This is a genomic window from Cyanobium sp. T1G-Tous (genome assembly GCF_024345455.1).
In the GTDB taxonomy this organism is placed as follows: Bacteria; Cyanobacteriota; Cyanobacteriia; order PCC-6307; family Cyanobiaceae; genus Cyanobium_A.
Genome location: NZ_JAGQBD010000005.1, coordinates 14511 through 39644 on the forward strand (window position 1 = coordinate 14511; position 25134 = coordinate 39644).

Genomic DNA, 25134 nt, shown 5'->3' on the forward strand with positions numbered 1-25134 from the left:
TTTAGCCCTGCAACTGGGCCACGGTCTGGTGCAGCTCGCTGAGGGCTAGACGCACCACCGTTGGGTTGGCGTCGCCAGGGATCTTCAGGCAGCGATGCAGCTCTTGGGCAACCCGGGCAACCAGGGGATCGCCGGGGCGCTGGGTGAGCTCGGCTAGTTCGGCTTCACCCGGCGCTGCTTCGCAGCGACCCCGCAGCTTCAGGCGCAACAGCTGGGCATCCAGGCGCTCCAGCAGCTCTGCGTAGTGGCGATGGCCAGCCAGGCTGAGGCTGCCGCCCACCTCCAGCAGCAGCAGGTCGCTGCCGATGCGCCCGCCAAGCAGGCTTTCCAGCTGAGCTTCGAGTCGCTCAAGATCGCTGTCCTGTTGCAGTTGGACGCGGAGGGGATGCCAGCTCAGCGCTCCGGTGGCCAAGGGGCTCACCTGGGGCAGCACGCCCCGCCCAATCTGCACCTGCAATACCTGGCCGCAGCGGTAGTCGGCGCTGCGGGGAAAGCGATCTGCTTCGGGGGTGCCGCTGTACCAAACCTTCTCGGATACCCGTTTGAGTCCGTGCCAGTCGCCCAGTGCCACATAGTCAACATGCTCCATCCAGGCCCCACCTAGCCGCAGACGGTTGCTGGCATCGCCGGGGTTGTCGTCGTCTGGCTCGCCAGCGGCATCAAGGTCGGTGGCACCAAAGCCGTGAACCGAGCCATGGGCGAGCACCAGCCGGGGCTTGTTTTTAGGCAGCTCAGTCCAGTTGAGGCCGTTGAGCCAGCCGCAGGGATCGCTCGCATCAGTGCGACGCAGAAGCGGGCAGGGCAGCACCACCACGCTCTCCAGTTCGATGGGTGTGGCCTCCAGCAACACCTGCAGGTTGGCGGCGCGGCGCCCCTGCTCCGCCTGGAAATAGGGCGTATGCCACACGCTGCCTGGGGCACCGTGGTCGTGGTTGCCGGGGATCACCAGCACGGCACAAGGGATCGTGCCGATGGCGGCACACACGGCACTCACATCCGCTGCTCCAGGCGTGGGTGAGTCGAATAGATCCCCAGCTACCACCACCAAGTCGGCTGCTGTGGCGGCGGCGTGGGTTGCGATCCGGCCGATTGCCTGGAGCCGCACCTGGCGCAGCAGGGCGCGTTTGTCTGGATCTCTGACCCGGGCATAGGGCTTGCCGATCTGCCAGTCGGCGCTGTGCAGCAGGGTGACGGGTGGCAAGGGGCTAGCCAGGGCCCAGGTGGCGGCGTAAGACCCTGTTTAGCGCCTGCAGGCGCACACTGGAATCATCGATTGCAAGATTGCCAAGGTGCTGCAGAAGCTGTTGCGGGGGGTGGGGTTGGCCAGATTGGCCTTGTTAGCCGTGGTGATGGCGGCACTGGTTATCAGCGCAGAGCCGGCCTGGGCTGCCCCTGAGGCGGATGGGGCTGAGCTGTTTACCAACCATTGCGCTGGCTGCCACGTCAACGGCGGCAACATCATTCGCCGGGGTAAAACCCTGCGCCTGGCGGCCCTGGAGCGCAATGGCATCGATGTTCCGGAGCGGATCGCCGTAATAGCCGCCGCTGGCCAGGGCCAGATGTCGGGCTATGCAGCCGTGCTTGGGGATGGGGGGGCAGAGGCGGTGGCCGCCTACGTATGGCAGCAGGCCCAGCTGGATTGGCCTAAGGCCTGAAGTTGCTTCAGAAGGCCTGGATCCAGGGATACACCTGAACCTCAGTCCAGATGCCATTGAGCCAGTAGACGTCTGCCTTGACAAGGGCTTCAACCTGCTCCTTGCTGCCCGCCTCGTAGATACCGAACACATGGGTGCTGCCTTCGGTGGGGCCCAGGGTGATCAGGGTGCCGGCGTCCTTAAGGCCCTGCAGTCCGGCCAGGTGCTCTTCCCGATAGGGGCTGCGCTTTGCGAGGGCGTTATCGCAGTAGGTGCCCCAGAGCACGAAGCGCATGGTGATGGGAGTTGTCGGGGCCTGACATTACGGGGTTACCTGCTTACTGGCTGCATATCAATGGTGTTAGGACAGAGATGAAGCTTCCCAATCCCCGTTTTGCGCTCCTTTCTCGTTCTTGCAGCTGCTGCCTTTTTCACGGCTCCTGCCCACGCCAACATGGTGAAGCAAATCATTGTCGGCAAGTGCTCCAGCGCCATGCAGGATGACTTCAAGAAGGCAGGTAAAACACCCCCTGCTGGAATGGTCAGCGAGACCTGTGGCTGCATTGCCGACGGCTACGGCAAAGGTCAAAGCTTGGACCAGGCCAAGGCCGCCTGCGTTAAGCAGTCAACTGCCAAATACAACCCTTGAGCCTTAGGGCTGTGAGCGATTTCGCTTACCCCCTACAAGGCCCAAGCCAGAGGTTGGCGAAGGTACTCAGCCCAATCATTCCTGAGCTGGCTGCCCTAGTGCACCAGACCCCAGGCACCCTGTCGCTGGCCCAGGGAATGGTGGGCTGGGATCCGCCACCGGGGGTAGCCCTTGCCGTGGCCGAGGCTCTGGCTGCCGGGGGGCCAGCGCTGCACCGTTACGGCCCACTCCGGGGTGATCCAGAGCTGCTGGCGGCGATCACAGCCAAGCTCACCAACCAAAACGACCTTGATCTCACAGGGGCTGAGCTGCTGGTCACAGCCGGCAGCAACATGGCTTTCAACGCGGTAGCTCAAGTGATCGCAGCGGGTCCCCCTGGGGAACCCAGCGAGGTGATCCTGCCTGTGCCCTTTTATTTCAACCACGTGATGGCGGTGCAGGTGGCCGGTGCCGTGCCGGTACCGGTGCAGGCCGGCCTGATACCCGATCCCGAGCGACTGGCGGCGGCAATCACCCCGCGCACCCGGGCCATCGTCACCGTGTCGCCAAATAACCCCAGCGGCGTGGTGATTCCGGCCCAGGTGTTGGCGGCGATCAACCAGCTCTGTGCGTTGCACGGCCTCTTTCACATCAGCGATGAGGCCTACGAGCAGTTCGTTTACGGCGAGGAGCCCCACTGGAGCGCCGGTTCGCTGCCCGGCAGCGCCGCCCACACCGTTTCGCTGCATTCGCTGTCTAAGGCCTATGGCCTGGCGGGCTGGCGGTTGGGCTATATGGCCGTACCGCAGGCGCTGCTGCCTCCCTTGTTGAAGGTGCAGGACACGGTGCTGATCTGTCCGCCCCGACTCACCCAGCACGCCGCCCGGGCCGCCTTAGCTGCTGGGCCGGCTTGGTGCGCGCCCCGGATCGCAGCCCTGGCGGAGCTGCGCCTGCAGCTGCTGGCTGCCGTGGCAGAGCAGCAGGACCAGGGCTTGCCGGTGCGTTTGCTGGCCCAGCCCGATGGGGCCTTTTACGGCCTGCTGCAAGTTGCAGCGCCGTTGCCCTTCGCTGCGGACACGTTGATGCGGCGGCTGGTGCTCGAGCACAGGGTGGCGACCCTGAGTGGCGGCAGCTTCGGGCTGGATTCCAGCGACGCTGGCCCAGTGTTGCGGCTCAGCTACGGCCTGCTCGACGCTGCGGATCTGGCTGAGGCCCTCGATCGGCTATTCAGCGGCCTGCGCAGCCTGCTTGCTACAGCTGGCCCCAGCGACCCATGAAGGGCCAGCGCACCAGCAGCGCTGCCTGACCCATCTCGGGCCATAGGGACTCCAGCTCAGTCTGAAGGTTGGGGAGTGGATCACTACCGGCCTCACGGCTGCGCTGCACCGCCGACCAGGTGCCGATATGGGCGATCAGTTCGGCCAGGGTCCAGTGGCGTTCGATCCATAGCCCAGCCGGAAACTGCTACTCCTCAGCTGGGAAGGCCAAACCGGCGTAGCTCTGCTCCACCCAGCGGCGCTCGGCGGGCCACCAGGGGGCCAGGGTGACGCTGTGGAACGCGTCCAGTGATGACTGGAGCCGTTGATCCGCCAAGCGCAACGGCAGGTAGCCAATCCAGGCCACCACAGCCCCCGATTTGCACACCCGCCGCACTTCGGTGTTGAACGCGTCGCCGGCAAACCAGTGCACTGCGGCCGCCACCAGCACCCCGTCGACGCTGGCGTTGTCCAGGCCGCAGCCGCAGCCGCAGCCGCACTCCCACACCAGGGGGTTGCTGATCAGGTGGCCCAGGAAGGCATCTAAGAAGGCAGCGGGGTAGGTGATCCGGTGGCGGGCGTAGGCCGCGGCTATCGCGCTGAATAGCTTGGTTGTCTCGTTGGTTGCCTCGTTCATCGACGCTCGAGCACCAGCATTCGATTGTTGGCTGGCAGGGGCAGATCGGCTAGGCGCTCGAGACCGAGATTTTGGGCTTGCTGCACCAGCTCAATGGCATCACGCACCCCCATGCCTGGATCGAGGCTGCGCAGGTGCTGGTCGAAGGCGGCGTTGCTGGCGGCAGTGTGAACGCCGCCGTCGTGGAAGGGGCCGTAGAGCAGCAGCAGCCCGCTCGGCCGCAACACCCGCGAGGCTCCGGCTAGCAGATGCGGTAGGGCCGCTGCCGACATGATGTGGCAGGTGTTGGCGCTGAAAACAGCATCGAAGCCCTGGCGTGGCCACTGCCCAACGTCCGTGACATCCAGGGCGATGGCTGCTGGCAGCGCGGGGCTCAGGGCCTCCAGCTGGGCCTGCAGATCCAGGAGGCTCTCTTGGCGTTCACTGGCCTGCCAGCTGAGGCCTGCGATCTGCTCGCAGAAGAACGCTGCGTGCTGGCCGCTGCCCGAGCCGATCTCCAGTACTTGGGCGTGGGCAGGCAGCCACTCTTTAAGCACAGCCAGGATCGGCCTTTTGTTGCGCTCGCAGGCGGGGGAAAACAGCATGAGGGGAAATCCCTGCAGCCTGATTGGGGCTTAAGCGTCGAGCCCGGCCCGCAACTCGGCGCAGAAGCGCCCGGCCGCGGCGGCAACGTCGCCCTGCTGGCCATGGGCGGCCGCCATCACTTTCACTAGGGCACTGCCCACAATTGCTCCATCGGCGCCCCAGTCGCGCACCTGACGGGCTTGCTCGGGGCCGGAAATACCAAAGCCCACGGCGATTGGCGTATCTCCCAGGATCTTGAGCTGGCCCACCAGATCGCCCACCCGGGACTCAAGGTTTGTGCGCACCCCGGTCACGCCGGTGACGCTCACTAGGTAAGTGAAGCCGCGGCTGGCCTGATGGATTCTTCCCATGCGCTCGGCTGGCGTGGTGGGCGCCACTAGCAGCACCAGATCGAGACCGGCAGCTGCTGCGATTGCTGAGAGTTTCTCGGCCTCTTCAAGGGGTAGGTCGGGCACCACCAAGCCGGCGGCTCCGGCGGCGGCGGCGGCGGCACAGAAGGCCTCCATGCCGCGGTTGAGCAAGGGGTTGCTGTAGGTGAACAGCACCACCGGCATGGTCAGTTCACCCTTGAGGGAGCTGAGCATCTCCAACACCCCTGCTGGAGTGGTGCGAGCCTTCAGGGCTCGGCTGGCAGCGGCCTGAATCACCGGTCCATCGGCCAAGGGATCGCTGTAGGGAATGCCTAGCTCCACCAGGTCGGCGCCATTGGCCTGGAGGGCCAGCAGGCTGGCCCGGGTGTGGGCCAGATCCGGATCGCCCGCCATCAAAAACGGCATCAGGGCACAGCGTCCGCGTTGGCGAAGGGAGCTGAAACGCTGCTGGATTTGGGTGGGGGCGGCAGACACAGCAGCGAGTAGGGCTTCGGCCAGTGAGCCTATGCCTCTCCCTGGGGAGCATCTGGCAGCTGGCCCGTTTCGCGCAGTAGACGCTCCTGGTCTTCGGGGCTGAGGGCGTCAAACTTGCGTTGCAGGGCTTCAGTGGTGAAGGCGTCGTAGGCCTCGCGGTATTGACGCCGCTGCTGGATAAAAGTCATTTTGCCTGTGACCACCCGAAATAGGTAGCTGCCCGTCCAGGCGAGTACCAGCACCATCAGCAGCGCTGAGGCGGCGATACCAGCAGAAAAGCCCTCAAAGCCCCCGGCCTGAAAAAGCCAATAACCGCCACCGCCCAAGCCAAAAACCCCCAGGGCAAGCAGCAGAGCCCGTCCGTTGGTCATGAGAGCACGTTGCCCTGGCCTGCCATGCGCAGGTTGATGAAGGGTGCAAACAAAATCAGACCAGGGAAAAACAGAAACACCAGTCCGTAAACCCCGAAGCGCTCAAGCTTGCCCATCACTGTCCAACGCTTGATCATCCAGGAGTAGAGCAGCAGGGGCACTGCCACTAGGTAGGCGCCTCCGATCACGGCATAGGCCACCAGTACCAGCAGCAGATCAGGCGAAGCGGATTGAAGAAACCCGGGCAGCTGCACGGCAAACCTTCGTGTTGCCACCAATTTAGGATGACCAAGCAGGGGGCATGGCGGAATTGGTAGACGCAGCGGACTTAAAATCCGCAGACGGCAACGTTGTGGGGGTTCAAGTCCCCCTGCCCCCATTGATTTTGGTTGGACTTGCCTCGTGGTAATTCGAGAGGTTTTGAGTGGGCGCTGGAAGCTGCTGCTGCTGCTGAGCGCTGTGGCGATTGTGGTGCCGCCTGAGGCGGCGGGCCCTTTCAAGCTTCCCTATTTCTTGCTTTGCGGTCTGGCCCTGATCCCTCTGGCCCAGATCACAGCTGAGCTGGTCGATCTCCTTGTGCACCGCGTTGGTGAGCGGTTGGGAGGGCTGCTGAACGTCACCCTGGGCAATTTGCTTGAGCTGGTGATTGCCCTGACGGCCTTGAAAAGCGGCCTGTACGACCTAGTGGTGTTGAGCATTGCCGGTGCCGTGATCACCAACAGCCTGTTGGTGCTCGGAATCAGCACGATCGTGGCTGGCCGGCGTGAGTTGGTGGTGGATCTCAATCGCCACAGTCGTGGCCTTAGCACCCGCCAGTTGTTGATCAGCGTGATTTTGATGTCGGTCCCCTCGATATTTTTCTGGGACTCGATGCACCCGATCACCGAGGGCAGCAACGTATTTGATCTATTTGCCGTCTACTCACTGATCGTGGCGGTGATAGTGATGCTGGCTTATCTGCTTTCCTACCTATATCAACTGGGAACCCATCGGGGGCTCTTTGCTGTTGAGAGGGAGCTGACTGAAGCCAGTGCTACCAGCGAGTCCAAGGGGTCCCTGCTGGCAATTGTGGGGGTACTGGTTTTGGTGGCCCTGGCCATTGCCGGGGTTTCGGAGCACCTGGTGGCTGGGCTCGAGGATCTGGTCAAAGGCAGTGCGGTCACCCCCCTATTTGTGGGCATGTTGTTGTTGCCGTTGTTTTCGGCAATCCCAGAAGCTCTGGTCGCCTTTCGGGCGGCCAGTCGAGGTCGGATGGCCCTGGCGATGGCCAGCACCGTCGAATCCAGCGTCCAGTTGATGTTGTTCGTATTGCCCGTTTTGGTGCTGCTCGGACCACTGATGGGGCGTTTCCTGCACCTCACCTTCCCTCCCCAGGCCCTTGCTTGCCTTGGGGCCACTGCCTTTGCAGTGCACTGGGTGACGGAAGGGGATTCCCTGACCTGGTACCAGGGTTTGCTGCTGCTCAGCATCTATACGGCCCTGTTCGTGGGTGCTTTGTTGCTCAAACCCATCATTTGAATCGCTCAAGCGAACGGGTACCTGCTCTCGGGCTATGGTTGAGGGGTCTGGCAGAAGCCGGCTAGCTCTAAGAGCTTGCGCAGGCCAGAACAAGCACCATGCATCCCCTGCGCTTCCTGGGGAAGGCCGATCAGTCTGCTAATTCAGATCTGTAGGCCAAGTCAGCTCAGTCCAGTTTGATTGTTCTGCTTAGCGATTGCTCCGTGTGAATTCCCTTTGCGGGAATGGCAATCTTTCGGTGCGAGATCCATATCGATTCACTTTTCCATGTTTCTTGTTTCCCCGTCCTCATCCCGCTCTAGCCGCACCAGCTATCCCAGCTGCCCGCTGCACTCCCGTCCCCAAGGACGTCCCACCTCCCAACCGCTCACTTGGGAGGAGTTGCTAGGCCAGCGCTGAGCAGGGCCGCAAAGTGTCTGCCCTCGTCTCCAGGGGTGTCGGAGGTGTTTAAAAGCACATCTAGATGCTCGCCCCAGCGCACCGTCAACTCACGCAGTGCGGCGTCTTGGTCAGAACCAGCCAGCCAGTTGGTGTTGAGAAATACCGTTTGGCTGCTTTCTGAAAAATGGCTGCGAGCCCCTGGCAATTCGTCGTCTGCCATCAACTCCACCTTTGGCAGACCGCTGAAATCGCCCTGGGCCAGGGCCTTAGCCAAAGCTGTCAGAGCCAAAGGCTCCTGACCTAGCCCCAGGGCATGCACAGCGGCGCTCACAAGTTCGCCGTTCTGGGCCCAGGACCTGATCTGCTGCTGCCAGAGATCAAGCAGGGCCAGGAGTTTGGTTGTGGTCATGGGGCCTGCAGGCGCTGCCGCTGCAGATAGACACGAATCAACTTTTCGTCCATCAGCCCCTGGCGCGCCAGAGGCGCTTCATTGCAGCGCTCGAACAGTCCCAGCAAGGTGGAGGCCTGGAAGCTGAAGCCCTGATCGGCGGCTATGGCCACCACATCGGGAGCGGTTATCACTTCGTTGAGCTGGTCGCGCAGGGCACCATCCTGCTGAATCTGGCCCAGGAAGGTAAAGAGGCTTTCGAGCTCGTCGGGCTGACCGGAGCCAGCTGCTGTGGTTTTGGCGTCCGGATCAATCACTCGTAATGTCTGCCCGAAATCAAGCCAAATCGTAGGTCGGAGCACCCAGGTTGACCCCTGACGGAGGGCGACCGTACAGAATCCCTATATCGCTTCTTTGGCAGCCCTTCACCGATGCCCCTGTTGCCCAGCGCCATCGAAATCATCGTTGGCATCCTGCTGCTGTTTGGTGGCGGCGAGTTGTTTGTGGGTGGGTCCACGGCCGTGGCCCTGTTGTTTGGCATTCCCCAGATCGTGATCGGGCTCACGGTGGTGTCTCTCGGCACCAGCGCGCCAGAGCTGTTTGTGAGCTTGATCTCCACGATTCAAGGCAACGATGCTATTGCTGTCAGCAACGTTGTGGGTAGCAATATTTTCAACGTGCTGGTGGTGCTTGGGCTCAGCGCCCTGGTGGTGCCGCTGCGAGTCAAAAGCCGGCTGATACGCCGTGATGTGCCACTGCTGCTTGGCGTGTCGATGGCTGTGTGGGGCATGGCCTCTGGCGGCCGGATCACCTGGCAGGCCGGACTGGCCCTGCTGGTTGGCACGGTGATCAACGTCGTTTGGGAGATGCGCACTGCCGGTGAGAATCCTGATGAGGCTGATGATATTGACGAAAACGATCGGGCTACACCGGTTGTAGCAGGAGCCAAATTGGCGGGCGGGCTTGTGTTGCTTGTGGTGGGATCCCAGATTTTGGTCAAGGGGGCCACCGCAGCGGCCGTGGGCTTGGGCGTCAGCCAAACAGTTATTGGCCTCACGATTGTTTCCGCCGGCACCTCGATGCCGGAATTGGTTACTTCACTTGTGGCGGCCTACCGCGGCAAGGCAGACCTGGCAATCGGCAACGTGGTGGGCAGCAACCTGCTCAACCAGCTGGTGATCCTTGGGGTATGCGGTGTGGCTTCCGGTGCCCAGGGCCTGGCGGTTGATCCGGTGATGGTGAGCCGAGATTTTCCAATCATGGTGCTAACCACCCTGGCTTGCTTGCCGATTTTCTGGACCCATGGCGTGATCACCCGCCTCGAGGGGGGAATCTTGGTAGGTCTCTACGGCTTGTATCTGGTGGAGCAGGTGCTTACAAATACGGTCACATCAGCAGTTGATGAGTTCAGGTTTGTAGCCCTAGTGGCGATCCTGCCGCTGGTGTTTGTGTTTCTCGTGTGGCAAACCCTTAGCTGGCGCCGGAATCGCTTCGCTTGAGCCACCTGGCCAGCAGTGCTGAGCCAGCCCTCTTGAGGCCTTTTCCCTTCACCTAGGAGTGGGGGGGCTTTTTGCCGCCAGCCACCAGCCAGGCGCTCAGGGCTAACAGAAATAAACTGCCGCTGAATACCAGCAAGTTGGTGGTGCTATTGATTGGGAAGATCAACATTGCCTTGAAGGCGGATACGATTAATGCCACTACGATCACCTTAACCAGCTTTTCCTTGAGGTCATCGAGGCTGCGAATGTCGAGCAGGCCGCTACCTCCGTCTTTCCCGTCCAGGTGCGCCGCTTCGATGTTGGAGATCAGCAGCTCATACACCCCGTAGCCAAAGATCATCAGGGCGATGCCGATCAGGTAAAGGTCTACTCCGCCCACCAATCTGCCCAGCTGCATGGCGATTGTGTAACTTGAGTCGCTAGAGCCATCGATCAGAATTTTCAGGGCACTAAGCACCTCCAGGGTGCCGGCAAGGTAAGCGGCTGCAGCACTGAGCAGGCTCATCACCACCGGCACAATCGCGATCAGCCGGAAGCGCCACAGCCAACGCTCAAATATCCACTCAAGGCGATGTTGACGGTGAGCCATGGCTCTGATGAAAACATTAGGGCGCCACACTAACCTTGATGTAACACTGGGCCGAGATCGGAATTATCCATGGTCCTGATGGTCCTGCTTCGCCGGTTCAATGCCGTCATACTCCTGATCGCGTCCCTGGCCCTGGTGGCCTGCGCAGGAGACGGCGGTGGTGTTCAAAGCCAGAAGATGGCCACTATCAAGGCCCGGGGCAGCCTGCTCTGCGGTACCGATGGAAAGCTGCCTGGCTTTGGCTACGTGGACTCAGACGGCCGCTACGCCGGGCTCGACGTGGATACTTGCCGGGCCGTTGCCGCTGCGATGTTGGGCGATGGCGAGAAGGTGCAGTTCCGAGATCTAAATCCCAGCGAGCGCTTTGCCGCCCTCTCCAGTGGTGAGGTGGATTTGCTTGCCCGTAACACCACCATGACCCTCAGCAGGGATGCGCCCGGGGGCAATGGGCTGAGCTTTGCCCCAACTACTTTTTACGACGGCCAAGGTGTGATGGCGCCCTCGGCTAGTGGTATCCGCGAGCTCAAGGATCTGGCCGGCAAGCCTGTTTGTGTTCCAAGCGGCACGACCAGCGAGCTCAACCTGGCCGACCGGATGCGGGAAGAGGGCATTGCCTATACCCCGCTGAAGTTCCAGACCCTCGACCAGATGTGGACGGCCTATTTCAGCGGCCGATGTGCGGCTGTGAGCACCGATCGCTCCCAGATGGCGGCCTACCGCAGCATCCTTCCCCAGCCGGCGCTCCATAGCTTGTTGCCGGTGGTGATGAGCAAGGAGCCGCTCACGCCCTCCACCATCAATGCCGATCCGGCTTGGGCTGATGCAGTGCGATGGATCGTTTATGGCCTGATGCAAGCCGAGGAGCTGGGGATTACTCAGGCCAATCTTGAGGCGAAGCTTGCTGAAGCCAAGGCAAATCCAAATCAGGCTGAGCTACGCAGATTCCTCGGGGTGGAGGGAGAGTATGGTCGTCAACTTGGATTGCCTGCTGATTTTGTGGTTCAGGCCATAAGAGCTGTTGGTAATTATGGTGAGATATTTGAACGTAATCTTGGTCGAGATTCTAAACTCAAATTAGATCGAGGCATGAATCGTCTCTGGACTCAAGGCGGGCTGATTTACTCGCCCCCGTTCCGTTGAACCGGTCTGCGATGAGTTCTGGAGTCACGCTTTGGTGGCGCAACCGCCGACTGATTGCTTGGCTGCTCCAGGCGGTTGTTGGGCTTGTTGTGCTGGTGCTGGTAGCTTTTTTGCTCGGTAATTTGGTGCGCAACCTCACCAATGCCGGATTGCTACTTACCTGGAGTTGGCTTGGTAATCCCTCTGGATTTGAAATCTCCGAAACGGTGATTCCATTCGATGCATCAATGCCCTATTGGCGTGCATTGATGGCTGGCTTGATGAACACCTTAAGGGTGGTTTTATTTGGCTTGTTCGGTGCCACCTTGCTAGGGGTTGCAGTTGGTACTGCTTCTTTCAGTTCCAACGGACTGCTGCGTCTCCTGTCCCGCATCTACGTTGAGCTGATTCGCAACATTCCCCTGTTGTTGCAATTGGTGTTTTGGTACTTCGTGGTTTTTCTGTCTCTCCCTAACGGCGCAGCAGCCCTGCAGATGCCCGGGGTGGTGCTGGCTAAATCTGGCCTCTATCTCAGTTGGTTTGATTCGGCGTTGCAATGGCAGTTGCCCCTGCTCGAGAACGGGGTGTGGCAAGCGCCATTGAGGATTTCAGTGGAATTTGCAGCCTTGCTGAGTGGTCTAGTGATCTATTCGGGAGCCTTTATCGCCGAGGTGGTGCGCGGCGGTATTGCCTCGGTGCCTAAGGGGCAGTGGGAGGCAGCCACCTCGCTGGGCTTTTCGCCCCTGCTGACCCTGCGGCGGATCGTTTTGCCCCAAGCCTTGCGCGTGATTGTGCCAGGTCTCAACAGCCAATACATTTCGCTTGCCAAGAGTTCATCGCTGGCAGTGGCCTGCGGCTTCACCGACCTTTATTCGGTGGCTGAAACCACGCTCAATCAAACCGGCCGTGCCATTGAGGTGATGTTGATTTTATTGGGTTCTTATTTAGTGATCGACCTTGTGATTTCTGCTCTGATGAATGGGCTAAATGGCCTTGTGCAGCTGAGAGAACGCTGAAATGGCAAGTACAGCTCCTCTGGTGGTGCGAGCCAATCCCTTGCGCAGATTGCAAAAGGAGCTCTTTGGCAGCCGACTCGATGGCTTGATTTCAATCGCCCTTTTGGCCGCCCTGCTGGCAGCGGGCTTGGGCTTTTTCCGCTGGGCGCTATTCCAGGCCCAATGGGCCGTGCTCAGTGCCAACAGCACCCTGTTTGCTGTAGGTCGCTATCCAGTTGAGCAGCAGTGGCGCCTATGGCTGCTCACTACCTTGCTGGCCCTCGCAACTGGGCTGAGTTGGGGTCTGTTGAGGGCTTTTCCAGGTTCCGGGGCTGTTCAGCCTCTTTGGCCCCGCAATGACCGCTGGGCCGCCGCAATCTTGGCGGCCCTAGCCCTCTGGCGGCCTATGGCGCTCCAACTAACCCTTGCTATCCAGGTGCGTTGGTGGGGGATCGCTGCCCTACTGCTTCTCGCCCGCTGGGCCTCTGGGCGTTACGGGCAAGCCATTCCCCAGGCTTTCCGCCGGCTGATTCCCCTGCTTTGGCCCTTGCTTTACCTGGTGGGCATGGTGCTGATTAGTGGTGGCCTGGGGCTGGTGCAGGTGCCGCCTTCCGAGTGGGGTGGCTTGCTGCTCACGATGTTGATGGCCACCTTTGCCATCCTGCTCTGCTTTCCCCTGGGGGTGCTGCTCGCCCTTGGTCGCCGCAGCGAGCTGCCGCTGCTGCGCTGGGGCTCGGTGATTTACATCGAGTTCATCCGCGGGGCACCGCTGATCACCTTGTTGTTTCTGGGGCAAAACATCCTCGGCTTCCTGCTGCCAGGGGGGCTGGCTCCCGATCGGGTTTGGCGGGCTGCCTGGGTGCTCACCTTCTTTGCTGCTGCCTATGTGGCTGAGGCGTTGCGATCAGGTTTGGTAGCGGTGCCTGCGGGTCAGATGGAGGCGGCTCGCTCCCTGGGCCTGCCGGTGCCACTTGCTCTGGTGCATGTGGTGCTGCCCCAGGCCATTCGAGTTGCCCTGCCAGCCACGGTGGGCCAATTCATCTCCCTGCTGCAAGACACCACCTTGCTCTCCTTGATCGGCCTGCTTGACCTACTCGGCACCGCCCGTACGGTGATGGCAAACCCAATGTTTCTTGGTAAGAACGCGGAGGTGTATTTAGTGCTCGCCATTTTGTTTTGGAGTTGTTGCGCGGCCCTCGGGCTGGGCAGTCGCGCCTTAGAAACTCGCCTTAACCCCCATTCCCCCTCTGCGCCCCAGGCATGACCAGCTCACCCGCCCTGATGATCGAAGCCCGTGGGGTCGAGAAGTGGTATCCCAACGGCTTCCATGCCCTACGTGGTGTTGATCTATACGTGCATCAAGGCGAGGTGGTGGTGATCATGGGTCCTTCGGGCTCGGGAAAGAGCACTTTTCTGCGCACCTTCAATGCCATGGAGGATTTTCAGAAGGGCTCAATCGTGGTGGATGGCATTGAAATCAGCGACGATTTGCGCCGCATCGATGCGATCCGCCGGGAGGTGGGCATGGTGTTCCAGCAGTTCAATTTGTTTCCCCACCTCTCGGTGCTCGACAACCTCACCTTGGCGCCGGTGAAAGTGCGCAAACGCCCTAAAGCTGAGGTGGAGCGCCAAGCGCTGGAGTTGTTGGAGCGAGTTGGGATCGCCGAACAGGCCCACAAGTTTCCAGGCCAGCTCTCGGGCGGCCAGCAGCAGCGGGTGGCGATTGCCCGCTCGCTTTGCATGGAGCCCCGGATCATGTTGTTTGACGAGCCCACCAGCGCCCTAGATCCCGAGATGGTGCAGGAGGTGCTGGCGGTGATGCAGGAGCTAGCCCGCGACGGCATGACCATGGTGGTGGTGAGCCATGAGGTGCGCTTTGCGCGCCAGGTGGCCAGCCGGGTGGTGCTTATGGCAGATGGCGAGGTGGTGGAGGTGGCGCCGCCGCAGCAGTTTTTCACTAACCCGCAGCATGAGCGCAGCAAGCAGTTTCTCAGCCAGATCAGCTGAGTTCTCCCTAGGTATTCCACCCCAACTGCGCCTGCTTTCATGACAACTCCCATGCCCCAGAGCTGGCATGCCATCGATGGGCAATCCTGCCTGCAGGAGCTGCAGTGTGGGGATGCTGGGCTGACCACGGCTGAGGTAAGCCGGCGGCTGGCCGCTGCTGGCCCCAACCGGCTTGAACTTGCAGCGGGTCGCAGCAACTGGCAGATCCTCTGGGACCAGTTCAGCAACGTGATGTTGATCATGTTGCTGGCGGTTGCGGCGGTTTCCGCCGGCGTGGCCTATGTGGAGCAGAAGTTTCCTAAGGATGCGATCGCCATCGTGCTGATCGTTGGTCTTAACGGGTTGCTGGGCTACCTGCAGGAGAGCCGAGCCCAGAAGGCGCTGCTGGCTCTGCGCGATTTGGCCCAACCCCAGGTGCAGGTGCGCCGCGACGGCCAGTGGCAAAGGTTGTCGAGTGAGGAGCTGGTGCCGGGCGACCTGATTCGCCTCGAGGCCGGCGATCGGGTGCCGGCTGATGGGCGCCTGCTGGAGACGGCCGATCTGGGCGTACGCGAAGCCGCCCTCACTGGTGAATCGGAGGCCGTGTTTAAGCGGGCCGATCTGGTGCTGGAGCCAGGCACGCCGGTGCTGGAGCGCCAGAACTGCCTGTTCCAGGGCACCGAGGTGGTGCGGGGTCGCGGTGTGGCGGTAGTGACCTCTACCGGCATGGCGACTGAGCTGGGGCAGATAGCCACCCTGATCAATTCCGCTGGCGGCGAGAGCACCCCCCTGCAGGAGCGGCTCGATGGTCTGGCCAAGGTGCTGGTTGGCACCTCCCTGGCCTTAGTAGCAGTAGTTGTGGGCCTTGGGCTGTTGCTGGGTCAAGACCCGCTCAACCTGCTCGAAGTTTCCCTGTCGATGGCGGTAGCGATCGTGCCCGAGGGCTTGCCGGCGGTGATCACCGTCACCCTGGCGATCGGCACCCAGCGCATGGTGCAGCGTGCGGCCCTTATCCGGCGCTTGCCGGCGGTGGAGGCCTTGGGGTCTGTCACCGTGATCTGCTCCGATAAAACCGGCACCCTCACCCAAAATCGTCAGGTAGTTCAGGAGCTGCGCTTCGGTAACCAATCGGTGGCGGTGGGTGGCCAAGGCTACGAACCAACTGGAGAATTCACGTCGGTGCCCCTTGCAACCCCTGAGGGTGCCTTGGCCGGTGCCCATCCTGGTTTGCAGAATCTGCTGCTGCAGGCGGGCGTGCTCTGCAGTGATGCCGAGTTGCGTCAAGGCGCAGATGGGCTCTGGGAGGTGCTTGGCGACCCCACCGAAGGCGCCTTGGCCGTGGTGGCTGGTAAGGCTGGTTACGACGATTTTGAGCTCAGGCGGCGCTACGCCCGCAAGGCTGAGATTCCTTTCAGCTCAGAGCGTCAGTTGATGGCTGTTTGGGTGGACGATCCTGACGGCAGCCTCCAGGCTCCCCTCGGGGCAGCGGCAGAAGGCTCCCATCAGTTGATGATCAGCAAAGGTGCCCCAGAAGTGATCCTGGCTAGCTGCAGCCGCTGGCTGGATGGTTCCGGGGTGATAGCTCTCAGAGCCGATCAGCGCCAGTGGTGGCTCGATCAGGCTCGCGATCTGGCAGCTTCAGGCTTGCGGGTGCTGGCCTTTGCCTGCGCCCCACACCATCCCAGTCCAGAGCAAGACCTATCGGGTTTGGTGTTGCTTGGCCTGATGGCCCAACTTGATCCGGCCAGGCCTGAGGTTGCTGAGGCGGTGGCGATCTGCCGCGGAGCTGGCATTCGGCCCGTGATGATCACCGGCGATCACCCTCTCACCGCCAGGGCCATCGGCGCTGGGATTGGGCTCACCACCCTTGATGCTGAGGTGGTGCTGGGCAGGGAGCTGGAAGCTTGTAGTGAAGAGGAGCTGCGCGCGGTAGTAGCTCGCTGCAGTGTCTATGCCCGGGTGCCGCCTGAGCAGAAGCTGCGCATCGTTAAGGCCCTGCAGGCCAATGGCCAGGTGGTGGCGATGACGGGAGATGGGGTCAATGACGCCCCTGCCCTTAAGCAAGCCCATATCGGCGTGGCCATGGGCATTACTGGCACGGAGGTGAGTAAGGAGGCATCCGACATGGTGCTGCTGGATGACAACTTCGCCACGATTGTTAGTGCGGTGGAGGAGGGGCGACTGGTGTACGCGAATATTCGCCGCTTCGTTAAATACATTCTTGGTAGCAATGTCGGCGAGTTGGTCACGATTGCGGCAGCTCCCCTGGTTGGTCTCTTTGGCGTGCCCTTGACTCCGTTGCAGATCCTCTGGATGAATCTGGTCACAGATGGGGTTCCTGCCCTAGCCCTGGCCCTTGAACCGGCGGAGGCGGGCCTTATGGACCGGGACCCGGCTCGGCCAGGTGAATCGATCTTTGCTAGAGGAATTGGCCGCTACATCGTGCGAGTTGGTGTGGTGTTCGGCTTAATGGTGATTGCTTTGATGGTGTGGAGTTACCGCATCCAGGGGGCTGATGGCCCCTGGAAAACCATGGTATTCACCACCTTGTGCCTGGCCCAGATGGGTCATGCCCTCTCAGCTCGCAGTGATCGCCCCTTGTTGCAAGTGAATCCCTTCAGTAATCCCTGGCTGCTCTGGGCAGTGGTGTTTACTAGTGGCCTGCAATTGCTGCTCCTATATGTACCCTGGTTGTCTCGTTTCTTCGGCACCGTGCCCTTGGCCTTTGCAGATCTAATGGTGTGTGTAGGGGTGAGCCTGGTTTTCTTCACCTACCTCGAGGCTGAAAAAATTCTGCGGCAGTGGTTTGGCCGCCGCAGGGCTAATACCCCGGCAGTAATGAATTGATGGCTGATCTGTCCGCCTTGATGGAGAAGCTTCCCCAGCTTCTCTTGGCGGCGGTGGATGCCAATCCGCTGCTGGGTTATGGGGCAATTGCCCTGGTGATGTTGCTGGAAAACCTGGTGCCACCTATCCCTTCGGAGGTGGTGATGCCGCTAGCCGGTTTTCTGATCCAGCAGGGAAGGCTGCAGCTGTTTCCTGTCGTGCTGGCTGGCCTGTTGGGCACCGTGCTTGGCGCTTGGTTTTGGTATGGAATCGGCCGATTAATCAACGAGGAGCATCTGGAGCAGTGGCTGGCAAACCATGGCCGCTGGTTTGGCTTGAGGCCTGCGGACCTGGCCCGCAGCCGCCGTTGGTTTAATCGCCATGGAGTAGCGGTGGTTTTTTGGGGGAGGATTATCCCCGGGGTCCGCACGCTGGTGTCATTACCGGCTGGCATCGAGTTGATGCCCCAGCCTTTGTTTCTGATTTGGACTACGGCAGGCAGCCTGATTTGGATATTGCTGCTCACGGTTGCCGGTCAAACGCTGGGGGCTGGCTACGAAGGTGTTGCAGCCGCCCTTAAACCATTTACCAGCGTTCTAGTTGGGATCCTTTTGGTGGCGGCAGTTGGCGGATTGTTGTGGCTGTTTTTGAGGTGGATTGGCAAGAAATTCCACTGGCGCTAGTAGTTGCTGAAATAAGTGTTGGCTCTGGTTTCGCCTAGATCCCAAATTGGCGGCAAACCAATAGGGGTACCAGCAGGGTCATCACCATGGTGAGGGGGAAGCCGTAGCGGGCCACATCTAAAAAGCGATAGCGGCCAGGGCCAAATACCATCAAGTTGGTTTGATAGCCAACCGGGCTTAAAAAGCTTTGGCTGGCCCCAAACAGCACGGTGAAGATCAGCGCCATTGGCACAATGTCAAGGCCTATGGCCAGTTTGCCGGCGATCGGAATCAGCATGGCGACTGTGGCGGCATTGCTCATCACCTCGGTTAGCAGGGTGGTGAACAAGAACACTGCCGCGATGGCCCAGTAGATGGGCCAGTCATCTAGGCCGCTGAGCAGTCCCTTGGCCATAGCTTCGGCCAGGCCTGTTTTCTCAAGGGCCACGCTGAAACTGCCCAGGGATCCCAGCAGCAGGATTACATCTAGTCGGATTGAGCGCTGCAGCTCACCGCTGCGCAGGCAGCCTGTGGCCACCATCGCCACGGTGCCAAGCAGTACTGAGGCCACAAGCGGAATTAGCCCCAAACTCGGCAGCAGGATTGCCAGCACGGCAATGACTAGGGCCAGGCGCTTGCGGCTCACGGTGGGCAGGTCGTCTTCTAGCTGTTCCAGCACCACTAGATCGTTGTTGGCTTGAAGACCGCGAATGGCATCCTTAGGCCCCTGCAGCAGCAGCACATCGCCCTCTCGCAGCACCGCCTTGCCAAGGCGCTCCCTAAGCACGGAGTTTCCGCGGCGCAGGGCTAGCACTGTGGCGTTGTATCGCTGGCGGAAACGCAGGTCGCGCAGGCAGCCACCAGCCAGGCTCGATCCGGAAGGCAGCAACACCTCCACCATACGCTGGCTGCCAGAAAGGGTATCTGCGGTGTCTGGGCTGTCGGGGGTCGGAGCAAGCACCACCATTTGCTCCTGCTGCAGGCGCAGTAGATCGGCCCGGGTGCAGCGCAGCAGCAGCCGGTCGCCCTGCTGCAGGGGGCGGTCGGCCAGGGGTGGGGTGAAACGTTCTGGGCCCCGATGCAGTTCGAGCACATCGACATCGAAGCGTCGTTGCAGACGGCTGCCATGCAAAGACTGGCCGATTAATTCCGAGCTGGCTGGAATCATCACCTCGGTGAGATAGCCACTGCTGGTTATATCGCGGGCTAGGTCGTCGTCATCGCTGCCGCGATCTGGCAGCAAGCGATCTGATAGCAGGGCCATCACCAGGCTGCCCACGAGCCAGACGCCGATGCCGATTTTTGTGAAGCTGAACAGGCCGAAGGCGCCATAGCCGAGCTTTTCGCTGACTTCGCTGGCCAGCAGATTCACCGAGCTGCCCAGCAGGGTGAGGGTGCCACCCAGCACCGTGGCAAACGAAAGGGGCAGCAGCACCTTGGAGGGAGATATGCGGCGGCGGTGGCACCAGCCCTCAACTACCGGCAGCAGCGAGGCCACAATTGGGGTGTTGGGCACAAAGGCCGATACCGGCCCCACCACTGCCGATAACAACACAATCATGCGTTTGGGGCTTCGCACCGCATCGGAGCCGATCAAGCCCCGCAGGCGATCGAGGGCACCGGAACGAAACAGCCCCGCTGACAAGGCGAACAGGGCCATCACCGTGATCAGGGCCGGGCTGCCGAAGCCCTCGAGGGCTTCTCCCGGCTTGAGTACCCCAGTGGCCATCAGCAGGCCTACCGCCAGCAGGCCCGTGACTTCTGGCGGGATCACTCCCCACACGAACAGCACGATTGAGAGGACCAGCACCGTCAGGGTGATCAGGGCGCCGGGCTGTAGTGAGGCCTGCAGAAGGTCGGTCACAGATATCCCTCGGGCATAGAGATCTTAAACTACGGTTCTCTGATCGGGATACGAGGTTTAGGTGGGGGCTGGTTTGGCCCCGCGTTGGCCTGCCTCAGCTGCCAGGCAGTTTGGCCAGGTCTTCACTGGCGCCCATCACCACCAGCAGCTCGCCCGCATCGAGGACGTGGGAGGCGGGGGGGTTCACGGTCAGCTGGTTGTCAGGCCCGGCGGCCAGCACGCTGACGTTGAAGTTCTTGCGCAGATTGATCTCCCGCAGCGACTGGCCGATGAACGCCTGGGGCACTCGGATCTCCTCGATGCTGTTGCGGTCGTCGAGGCGCAGCTTCTCCAGCAGGTTGGGCCGCACCAGTTCCATCCCTAGGCGGTGGCCCTGCATCTTTGAAGGAAAAACCACCCGATCGGCGCCCACCCGCTGCAGCATTTTCATGTGCAGATCACTGGTGGCCCGGGCGATCACCTGCTTCACCTTGCTGCCCGGGCTGTCTTTAACAATCAAAGTGGCCGTCACACTGGCTTCTATCGGCTCGCTCATCGCCACCACCACCGTGGTCATGTCGAGAACGCCTGCGGCCCGTAGGGCTTCTTCGTCGGTACAGTCCACCACCCGGGCCTCGATGGCGGGGTCGATTTGACGCAGCTCATCTATGGCCCGCTGGCTGGCGTCGATGGCCAATACCTCTGCTCCCGCTTTTACCAATTCGCTACACACGGCGGAGCCAAATCGCCCCACCCCGATCACAGCAAAGCCACCTTTAATGGCGCCTTCAGACGGATTCCAATGCCACCAGTTCGTCATGGAGTCAACCTGTTCAGGGGATTCAGATGTAGATCTCTTCGCGGGGGTAGCCCACGCGGGGTTGGGGCCGGCTGCCGTAGATCGCCGAGAGCAGTAGCAGGATGCCCAGTCTGCCTACAAACATCCCCACCATCAGCACCAGCTGGCCCCAGCGGTTGAGTTGGGCGGTCACGCCCAAATCCAGGCCCACGGTGCCGAAGGCCGACATGCAGGTGAACAGCTTTTCGAGGAAGTTGAAGCTGGTGCGGGTGGATTCTCCGGAGGCTGTTGGTCCGAGGCCCAGCAGCAGGGCCATCAAGATCACAAAAATTGCTGAAGCTAGGGTTACCCCCACTGCCCGAAGCACCACGGTGTCAGGGATCTGGCGCCGATGGATCACCACCTCCTCGCGCCCCTGCAGGGTGGAGCGGGTAGCTCCCATCAAGGTAGCGAAGGTGGTGGTTTTGATGCCACCGCCGGTGCCGCCTGGGCTGGCGCCGATAAACATCAGTACGATCAGCAGCAGCAGCCCGGCGTCTGAAAAGGTCTGGATCGACAGCGGCACGGTGTTGAAGCCTGCCGTGCGCGCCGTGATCGACTGAAACAGGGTGACCTGGATCCGCTGCCACCACTGCAGGTTTTCGATTATCCCACCGGAGGCGAATTGTTCGGTGAACAGGAGGCCCAGGGCCCCAAACACGATTAATAAGGCCGTGCTGCGCAGCACCAGCCGGGTATGCAGGCTGAGGCGGCGCAGCCGTTGCAGCCGGGAGCGGTTGCTCCACAGATCGTTGATCACCCGCCAGCCGATGCCGCCCACCACGATCATTGAGGCGATGACTCCATTCACCACCGGGTTGTCTCGGTAGCGCACCAGGTTGTCGCCCCAGAGGCCGAAGCCAGCGTTGTTGTAAGCGCTAATGCAATGAAAAAGAGAAGCCCAGAAGCGCTCAATCGGGTTGGCGATGTCGGTGAAGCCGAAGCCGTAAAGCACCACCGTGCCGATTCCCATCACACAGAAGCCCGTGATCAGGATGCTGTTGAAGGTGGGGCCGATGCCCCCCACGCCAAATTCGTCGAGGGCGCGGCCCCTATCAAGCCTGTGGCGCAGACCCGAATTTCCCTGCACGAAGCCCTGCAAAAAGGTGGTGATCGCCATCAGCCCCAGGCCGCCGGTGACGATCAGCCCCGCCAACGTCACCTGGCCGAAGGCAGTCAGATCGCGGCTCACATCGATGATCGAAAGACCAGTCACCGTGATTGCCGAAGTCACGGTGAACAGTGCTTGCCATAGCCCCACGTCGTCGCTGGAACAAAGCGGGCTGGCCAGCACCAATGTGCCGATGGCGATCACAAGGGCGCCGGTGACCAGCGTGAACTGGGGCACCGTGAGGCGTTGGCGCCACGTCTTAAGAGCGGTCCAGGGTGTGCTGGTCAGGCTGATGTTGCGTTTGTGGTGCCTAACCTAATCACAGTTCTGTGCCTGGATTTTCCCTTTGATTCAGCAGTTGATCGACGGGCTGCCAGACCTGATCAGCGCCGCGGTGGAGACCAGCCCCCTGCTCGGTTACGGAGCGGTTGCTTTGGTGATGCTGCTGGAAAATCTCATCCCGCCCATTCCCTCAGAAGTTTTGATGCCCTACGCGGGCTATCTGGTGCATGCGGGCCGGCTGCAATTACTTCCCACGGTGGCGGCCGGACTGGTGGGCACCGTGCTGGGTGCCTGGTTTTGGTACGGCATGGGCCGCTGGATCAATGAAGAGCGAATCGCTGGCTGGCTGGCTGGCCGGGGCCGCTGGCTTGGCATCCAGCCAGATGACCTGGCCAAAAGCCGCCGCTGGTTCAACCGCCATGGCTCGGCGGTGGTGTTCTGGGGACGACTGATCCCAGGGGTGCGGACCCTGGTGTCCGTGCCGGCTGGCATTGAATTGATGCCCCAGGCGAAGTTTCTTGCCTGGACCACTGCGGGCAGCCTGATCTGGACCGCTTTGCTCACCCTGGCGGGGAGGGAGATGGGCCAGGCCTACGGCCAGTTCGAGGCTCTGCTGGCCCCCTGGGCCGAAGGGATCAAGCTGGTTTTGGAGATTGCCCTCATCTGCGGAGTGCTTGCGCTGCTGAGGCTGTGGCAGCTACGCAGCCGGGCCGCTGGCAGTGATGGCCAATAACCCGGTTGACCCGGCTAGTTGATCTTTTCTATTTGAGATTTCCTATCTAATGGTGTGGACATGGAGCTGACTATGTCTGAAACCAGGGTGTGAAACACAGCCCCTCTAGCCACCATCAACACAAACATCAATGTGGATAGCTGGCTCCACTGGAAGGCCAGTTGATCAAAGGAAAGGTCGCGTGGGTGGCTGCAACCGCTGCAGATCAGCATCTGCTTAGAGCGCCCCCCTTGGTGAGTAGGCGGCAGCTGCATTTTGGGCAGGCCATGGTTTTTACACATTCGAGAAGTTTTTACAGAGTGGAGAAGTATGGAGCTGAGAGGGAATCCAATCGGTCTCGACGCTTGATAAGCACTTCTACTGACGCCGATTGGCTTTGCCCTACTTTTGCCGCCCCAAGCCGTTTCAGCTGTTTCTATCGTCACCAACCCGAAGGCATTTCCACGGTTTTTCCAATGTATGAAATGTTGAGATTTTTGTTGCCTGGTTGACACAATGACCGTCTTTCTGCTTCAGGCGGCCTGGCTGATTCCTGCCTACCCCCTGCTGGCGGCCGTGGCCTCGCTGGCCTGGTCCCCGGGGTTGATCTCCCGCACCGGCCCTCGGCCCTGCGGTTACCTGAATCTATTGATGGTGGCTGTGGCCTTCGGCCACAGCCTGGTGGCGCTTACCGCTCTGCACACCAACGCCCGTGCCGGAGCCGAGGCCCTCTATCGGCCGATCAGCTTCGGCTGGACCTGGCTTGACACCGCCGGCCTGCGGGTGGGTTTTGACGGGTTGGTGACCGAGCCGGCCCTGATCGCCATGGCGGTGATCACGGGCCTGCACCTGCTGGTGCAGATCTATGCGATCGGCTACCTGGAAATGGACTGGGGCTGGCCCCGCTTCTTCGGCTCCCTGAGCTTCTTCGAGGCTGGCCTCTGCGCCCTGGTACTCACCGATTCGGTGTTCTTCAGCTACGTGATCCTTGAGTTACTCACCCTGGGCACCTACCTGATTGTGGGCACCTGGTACAACCAGCCCCTGGTGGTGAAGGGGGCCCGCGATGCCTTTCTCACTAAGCGGATTGGCGACCTGATCCTCCTGGCCGGGGTGATCGCCCTGTTGCCGATGACCGGCACCTGGAATTTCCATGGTCTGCAGGGTTGGGCCGCCGACCTCACCAACAACGGCACGCCCTTGCCCATGGGCTTCCAGCTGATCCTGCTGGCCCTGATTGCTGGCCCCATGGGCAAGTGCGCCCAGATCCCCCTGCATCTCTGGCTCGATGAGGCGATGGAGAGCCCCCTGCCTTCCACCGTGCTGCGCAATTCGGTGGTGGTGGTGGGCGGCGCTTGGGTGCTGCTGCGGTTGGAGCCCCTGCTGGAGCTCAGTCCCTTTGTGCAGGCGGTGCTCGTGGTGGTGGGTGGCTCCACCGCCGTGGTGGCCTCGCTGATCGCCCTGGCCCAGGTGGATGTGAAGCGGGCCCTCTCCTTTCTGGTGAGTAGCTGGCTGGGGCTGCTCTTCGTGGCCGTGGGCCTGGGTGGCACCGCCGTGGCCGACCACCTGCTGCTGGTGTATCCGCTGCCGATGGCCCTGATCCTGATGGCGATCGGCACAATCGTGATCAGCAATGTGACCCAGGACCTCACCCAGCTGGGGGGGCTCTGGAGCAAGCGGCCCCTGATCGGCATCGCCTTCCTCGCCGGCGCGGGAGGCCTGATGGGCTTGCCTCCGTTCGCCAGCTTCGCGGCCCTGCGGGAATTGCTTGCCCTCACGGCGGCGAGTGGCCATCCCGTGCTGCTGGGGGGCGTGGTGCTGGTCACCAACGCCCTGATCAGCGCCGGCCTGATCCGGGTGTTCGGCCAGATCTGGGGAGGTCGACCCACCCCCTTCACCACCCGTTCTCCGGAGGTGCTCTGGCTGATGGTGCTGCCCACCATGGTGCTGGTGGGCATGGTGCTGCATCTCCCCATGCTCCTGGTGGCCAATGGGGTCTATTCCCTCACCCCCCTTGCCGGTTGGGGACCTCTGGCCTGGCCCCTGATCGCCTCCACCCTGGTGGGCGGAAGCCTCTCGGCCGCCTTTTACCTGCGTCCCCACGGCCTGGCCCAGCTGCCGGCCTTCCTCGGAGGCCTGCAGGATTGGCTCGCCCACGACATGCAGACCGAGCGCTTCTACCACCGCACCGTGGTGGCCCTGGTGCTGGCCCTGGCCCGCTTCGGAGCCTGGAGTGACAGTCGCCTGGTGGATGGCTTCAGCGGCGGCACCGGTGCCGTGGCCCTGGAGGGAGCCCGGCGCCTCAGCCTCACGACCTCCGGTCGCTCCCAGGCCTACGCCCTCACTTTGGTGCTCGGGGTGTTGCTGATGGCGGCCTGGCTGATTGCCGTTGATCTGCCGCCCGTGTCCATCGCTCTGCCCTGAGGCCG

General features: G+C 61.5%; 27 protein-coding genes and 1 tRNA gene. 14 read left to right on the forward strand and 14 right to left on the reverse strand.

Annotated elements, in window-relative coordinates; translation table 11 throughout:
* Window position 1 precedes the first annotated feature (1 nt).
* The gene (locus KBY75_RS04785; protein ID WP_255023156.1) at window positions 2-1201 is read right to left on the reverse strand and encodes a metallophosphoesterase; all 1200 of its coding nucleotides are present in this window, start codon (window positions 1199-1201) and stop codon (window positions 2-4) included.
* Between the two features lie 148 nt (window positions 1202-1349).
* On the opposite strand from KBY75_RS04785, the gene KBY75_RS04790 reads away from it, so the two are divergent.
* The gene (locus KBY75_RS04790) at window positions 1350-1655 is read left to right on the forward strand and encodes a c-type cytochrome (protein ID WP_255023227.1); all 306 of its coding nucleotides are present in this window, start codon (window positions 1350-1352) and stop codon (window positions 1653-1655) included.
* 7 nt (window positions 1656-1662) lie between these two features.
* On the opposite strand, the gene KBY75_RS04795 is transcribed toward KBY75_RS04790, so the two are convergent.
* Entirely contained in the window at window positions 1663-1929 is a 267-nt protein-coding gene (locus tag KBY75_RS04795) for a YciI family protein (RefSeq protein ID WP_254936502.1), read from the reverse strand.
* 159 nt (window positions 1930-2088) lie between these two features.
* Between KBY75_RS04795 and KBY75_RS04800 the strand changes: the two genes are divergently transcribed.
* Window positions 2089-2283: a hypothetical protein gene (locus KBY75_RS04800; protein ID WP_255023157.1), complete on the forward strand. Its 195-nt coding sequence runs from the start codon at window positions 2089-2091 to the stop codon at window positions 2281-2283.
* A gap of 11 nt (window positions 2284-2294) precedes the next feature.
* Entirely contained in the window at window positions 2295-3539 is a 1245-nt protein-coding gene (locus KBY75_RS04805) for an aminotransferase class I/II-fold pyridoxal phosphate-dependent enzyme (protein ID WP_255023158.1), read from the forward strand.
* Here the strand turns inward: KBY75_RS04805 and KBY75_RS04810 are convergent.
* The 6 genes from KBY75_RS04810 to KBY75_RS04835 all read right to left on the reverse strand — a co-directional run bounded on the left by KBY75_RS04810 (window position 3514) and on the right by KBY75_RS04835 (window position 6210).
* Window positions 3514-3648: a hypothetical protein gene (locus KBY75_RS04810; protein WP_255023159.1), complete on the reverse strand. Its 135-nt coding sequence runs from the start codon at window positions 3646-3648 to the stop codon at window positions 3514-3516. The genes KBY75_RS04805 and KBY75_RS04810 overlap by 26 nt on opposite strands.
* Window positions 3649-3726: 78 nt before the next feature.
* Window positions 3727-4155, reverse strand: a complete 429-nt coding sequence (locus tag KBY75_RS04815) for a hypothetical protein (protein ID WP_255023160.1) — start codon at window positions 4153-4155, stop codon at window positions 3727-3729.
* Window positions 4152-4739, reverse strand: a complete 588-nt coding sequence (locus tag KBY75_RS04820) for a DUF938 domain-containing protein (RefSeq protein WP_255023161.1) — start codon at window positions 4737-4739, stop codon at window positions 4152-4154. The genes KBY75_RS04815 and KBY75_RS04820 overlap by 4 nt, the downstream gene beginning before the upstream one ends.
* A 30-nt stretch (window positions 4740-4769) precedes the next feature.
* A complete protein-coding gene (gene trpA, locus KBY75_RS04825; RefSeq protein WP_254936497.1) occupies window positions 4770-5585 on the reverse strand; it encodes a tryptophan synthase subunit alpha in 816 nt (271 codons plus the stop codon).
* Window positions 5586-5614: 29 nt separating this feature from the next.
* Window positions 5615-5956: a DUF3007 family protein gene (locus KBY75_RS04830; RefSeq protein ID WP_255023162.1), complete on the reverse strand. Its 342-nt coding sequence runs from the start codon at window positions 5954-5956 to the stop codon at window positions 5615-5617.
* Window positions 5953-6210 (reverse strand): NAD(P)H-quinone oxidoreductase subunit L, encoded by a 258-nt coding sequence (locus KBY75_RS04835; RefSeq protein WP_255023163.1) that lies wholly within the window; start codon window positions 6208-6210, stop codon window positions 5953-5955. The genes KBY75_RS04830 and KBY75_RS04835 overlap by 4 nt, the downstream gene beginning before the upstream one ends.
* Window positions 6211-6251: 41 nt before the next feature.
* On the opposite strand from KBY75_RS04835, the gene KBY75_RS04840 reads away from it, so the two are divergent.
* Window positions 6252-6335, forward strand: a tRNA-Leu gene (locus KBY75_RS04840).
* Between the two features lie 41 nt (window positions 6336-6376).
* Complete coding sequence (locus tag KBY75_RS04845; RefSeq protein ID WP_255023164.1) at window positions 6377-7474, forward strand: calcium:proton antiporter; 1098 nt, start codon at window positions 6377-6379, stop codon at window positions 7472-7474.
* Window positions 7475-7841: 367 nt separating this feature from the next.
* Here KBY75_RS04845 and KBY75_RS04850 read toward each other — a convergent pair whose 3' ends face one another.
* Entirely contained in the window at window positions 7842-8264 is a 423-nt protein-coding gene (locus KBY75_RS04850; protein ID WP_254936488.1) for a hypothetical protein, read from the reverse strand.
* Window positions 8261-8560, reverse strand: a complete 300-nt coding sequence (locus KBY75_RS04855) for a Nif11-like leader peptide family natural product precursor (protein ID WP_254936487.1) — start codon at window positions 8558-8560, stop codon at window positions 8261-8263. Before KBY75_RS04855 ends, KBY75_RS04850 begins: the two co-directional genes overlap by 4 nt.
* Window positions 8561-8674: 114 nt before the next feature.
* Here KBY75_RS04855 and KBY75_RS04860 point away from each other — a divergent pair, with 114 nt between their 5' ends.
* Window positions 8675-9742, forward strand: a complete 1068-nt coding sequence (locus KBY75_RS04860) for a calcium/sodium antiporter (RefSeq protein ID WP_254936486.1) — start codon at window positions 8675-8677, stop codon at window positions 9740-9742.
* Window positions 9743-9794: 52 nt separating this feature from the next.
* On the opposite strand, the gene KBY75_RS04865 is transcribed toward KBY75_RS04860, so the two are convergent.
* Complete coding sequence (locus tag KBY75_RS04865) at window positions 9795-10331, reverse strand: YqhA family protein (RefSeq protein ID WP_255023165.1); 537 nt, start codon at window positions 10329-10331, stop codon at window positions 9795-9797.
* Window positions 10332-10409: 78 nt separating this feature from the next.
* Here KBY75_RS04865 and KBY75_RS04870 point away from each other — a divergent pair, with 78 nt between their 5' ends.
* From KBY75_RS04870 to KBY75_RS04895, 6 genes are read left to right on the forward strand one after another with little or no spacing between them, the layout of a single operon-like run.
* The gene (locus tag KBY75_RS04870) at window positions 10410-11471 is read left to right on the forward strand and encodes an amino acid ABC transporter substrate-binding protein (RefSeq protein ID WP_255023166.1); all 1062 of its coding nucleotides are present in this window, start codon (window positions 10410-10412) and stop codon (window positions 11469-11471) included.
* Between the two features lie 11 nt (window positions 11472-11482).
* On the forward strand, window positions 11483-12466 hold the full coding sequence (locus tag KBY75_RS04875; protein WP_255023167.1) for an ABC transporter permease subunit: 984 nt from the start codon (window positions 11483-11485) through the stop codon (window positions 12464-12466).
* A 1-nt stretch (window position 12467) separates the two neighbouring features.
* Complete coding sequence (locus tag KBY75_RS04880) at window positions 12468-13709, forward strand: amino acid ABC transporter permease (RefSeq protein ID WP_255023168.1); 1242 nt, start codon at window positions 12468-12470, stop codon at window positions 13707-13709.
* Entirely contained in the window at window positions 13706-14452 is a 747-nt protein-coding gene (locus KBY75_RS04885; RefSeq protein ID WP_315858412.1) for an amino acid ABC transporter ATP-binding protein, read from the forward strand. Before KBY75_RS04880 ends, KBY75_RS04885 begins: the two co-directional genes overlap by 4 nt.
* Window positions 14453-14491: 39 nt before the next feature.
* Window positions 14492-17278, forward strand: coding sequence for a cation-transporting P-type ATPase (locus tag KBY75_RS04890; RefSeq protein WP_255023169.1), 2787 nt, complete (start codon window positions 14492-14494; stop codon window positions 17276-17278).
* Window positions 17278-17940 carry a DedA family protein gene (locus KBY75_RS04895; protein ID WP_255023170.1) on the forward strand — a complete coding sequence of 221 codons (663 nt, stop codon included), beginning with the start codon at window positions 17278-17280 and terminating at the stop codon, window positions 17938-17940. Before KBY75_RS04890 ends, KBY75_RS04895 begins: the two co-directional genes overlap by 1 nt.
* 34 nt (window positions 17941-17974) lie before the next feature.
* Here KBY75_RS04895 and KBY75_RS04900 read toward each other — a convergent pair whose 3' ends face one another.
* From KBY75_RS04900 to KBY75_RS04910, 3 genes are all read right to left on the reverse strand, one after another.
* Window positions 17975-19783 carry an SLC13 family permease gene (locus KBY75_RS04900; protein WP_255023171.1) on the reverse strand — a complete coding sequence of 603 codons (1809 nt, stop codon included), beginning with the start codon at window positions 19781-19783 and terminating at the stop codon, window positions 17975-17977.
* Window positions 19784-19877: 94 nt separating this feature from the next.
* Window positions 19878-20582 (reverse strand): TrkA family potassium uptake protein, encoded by a 705-nt coding sequence (locus tag KBY75_RS04905; RefSeq protein ID WP_254936478.1) that lies wholly within the window; start codon window positions 20580-20582, stop codon window positions 19878-19880.
* A 22-nt stretch (window positions 20583-20604) separates the two neighbouring features.
* Window positions 20605-21999 (reverse strand): potassium transporter TrkG, encoded by a 1395-nt coding sequence (locus KBY75_RS04910; protein WP_261347230.1) that lies wholly within the window; start codon window positions 21997-21999, stop codon window positions 20605-20607.
* A 58-nt stretch (window positions 22000-22057) separates the two neighbouring features.
* Here KBY75_RS04910 and KBY75_RS04915 point away from each other — a divergent pair, with 58 nt between their 5' ends.
* Both KBY75_RS04915 and KBY75_RS04920 read left to right on the forward strand, forming a co-directional pair.
* Window positions 22058-22726 (forward strand): DedA family protein, encoded by a 669-nt coding sequence (locus KBY75_RS04915; protein ID WP_255023173.1) that lies wholly within the window; start codon window positions 22058-22060, stop codon window positions 22724-22726.
* 495 nt (window positions 22727-23221) lie between these two features.
* The gene (locus KBY75_RS04920) at window positions 23222-25129 is read left to right on the forward strand and encodes an NAD(P)H-quinone oxidoreductase subunit F (RefSeq protein WP_254936474.1); all 1908 of its coding nucleotides are present in this window, start codon (window positions 23222-23224) and stop codon (window positions 25127-25129) included.
* Window positions 25130-25134 lie beyond the last annotated feature (5 nt).

Coding starts and splice junctions, on each gene's coding strand:
- KBY75_RS04790 (WP_255023227.1), top strand. CDS start 1,350: ATGGCGGCACTGGTTATCAGCGCAGAGCCGGCCTGGGCTGCCCCTGAG.
- KBY75_RS04795 (WP_254936502.1), bottom strand. CDS start 1,929: ATGCGCTTCGTGCTCTGGGGCACCTACTGCGATAACGCCCTCGCAAAG.
- KBY75_RS04800 (WP_255023157.1), top strand. CDS start 2,089: ATGGTGAAGCAAATCATTGTCGGCAAGTGCTCCAGCGCCATGCAGGAT.
- KBY75_RS04815 (WP_255023160.1), bottom strand. CDS start 4,155: ATGAACGAGGCAACCAACGAGACAACCAAGCTATTCAGCGCGATAGCC.
- KBY75_RS04820 (WP_255023161.1), bottom strand. CDS start 4,739: ATGCTGTTTTCCCCCGCCTGCGAGCGCAACAAAAGGCCGATCCTGGCT.
- KBY75_RS04830 (WP_255023162.1), bottom strand. CDS start 5,956: ATGACCAACGGACGGGCTCTGCTGCTTGCCCTGGGGGTTTTTGGCTTG.
- KBY75_RS04850 (WP_254936488.1), bottom strand. CDS start 8,264: ATGACCACAACCAAACTCCTGGCCCTGCTTGATCTCTGGCAGCAGCAG.
- KBY75_RS04860 (WP_254936486.1), top strand. CDS start 8,675: ATGCCCCTGTTGCCCAGCGCCATCGAAATCATCGTTGGCATCCTGCTG.
- KBY75_RS04865 (WP_255023165.1), bottom strand. CDS start 10,331: ATGGCTCACCGTCAACATCGCCTTGAGTGGATATTTGAGCGTTGGCTG.
- KBY75_RS04870 (WP_255023166.1), top strand. CDS start 10,410: ATGGTCCTGCTTCGCCGGTTCAATGCCGTCATACTCCTGATCGCGTCC.
- KBY75_RS04875 (WP_255023167.1), top strand. CDS start 11,483: ATGAGTTCTGGAGTCACGCTTTGGTGGCGCAACCGCCGACTGATTGCT.
- KBY75_RS04880 (WP_255023168.1), top strand. CDS start 12,468: ATGGCAAGTACAGCTCCTCTGGTGGTGCGAGCCAATCCCTTGCGCAGA.
- KBY75_RS04885 (WP_315858412.1), top strand. CDS start 13,706: ATGACCAGCTCACCCGCCCTGATGATCGAAGCCCGTGGGGTCGAGAAG.
- KBY75_RS04890 (WP_255023169.1), top strand. CDS start 14,492: ATGACAACTCCCATGCCCCAGAGCTGGCATGCCATCGATGGGCAATCC.
- KBY75_RS04895 (WP_255023170.1), top strand. CDS start 17,278: ATGGCTGATCTGTCCGCCTTGATGGAGAAGCTTCCCCAGCTTCTCTTG.
- KBY75_RS04905 (WP_254936478.1), bottom strand. CDS start 20,582: ATGACGAACTGGTGGCATTGGAATCCGTCTGAAGGCGCCATTAAAGGT.
- KBY75_RS04920 (WP_254936474.1), top strand. CDS start 23,222: ATGACCGTCTTTCTGCTTCAGGCGGCCTGGCTGATTCCTGCCTACCCC.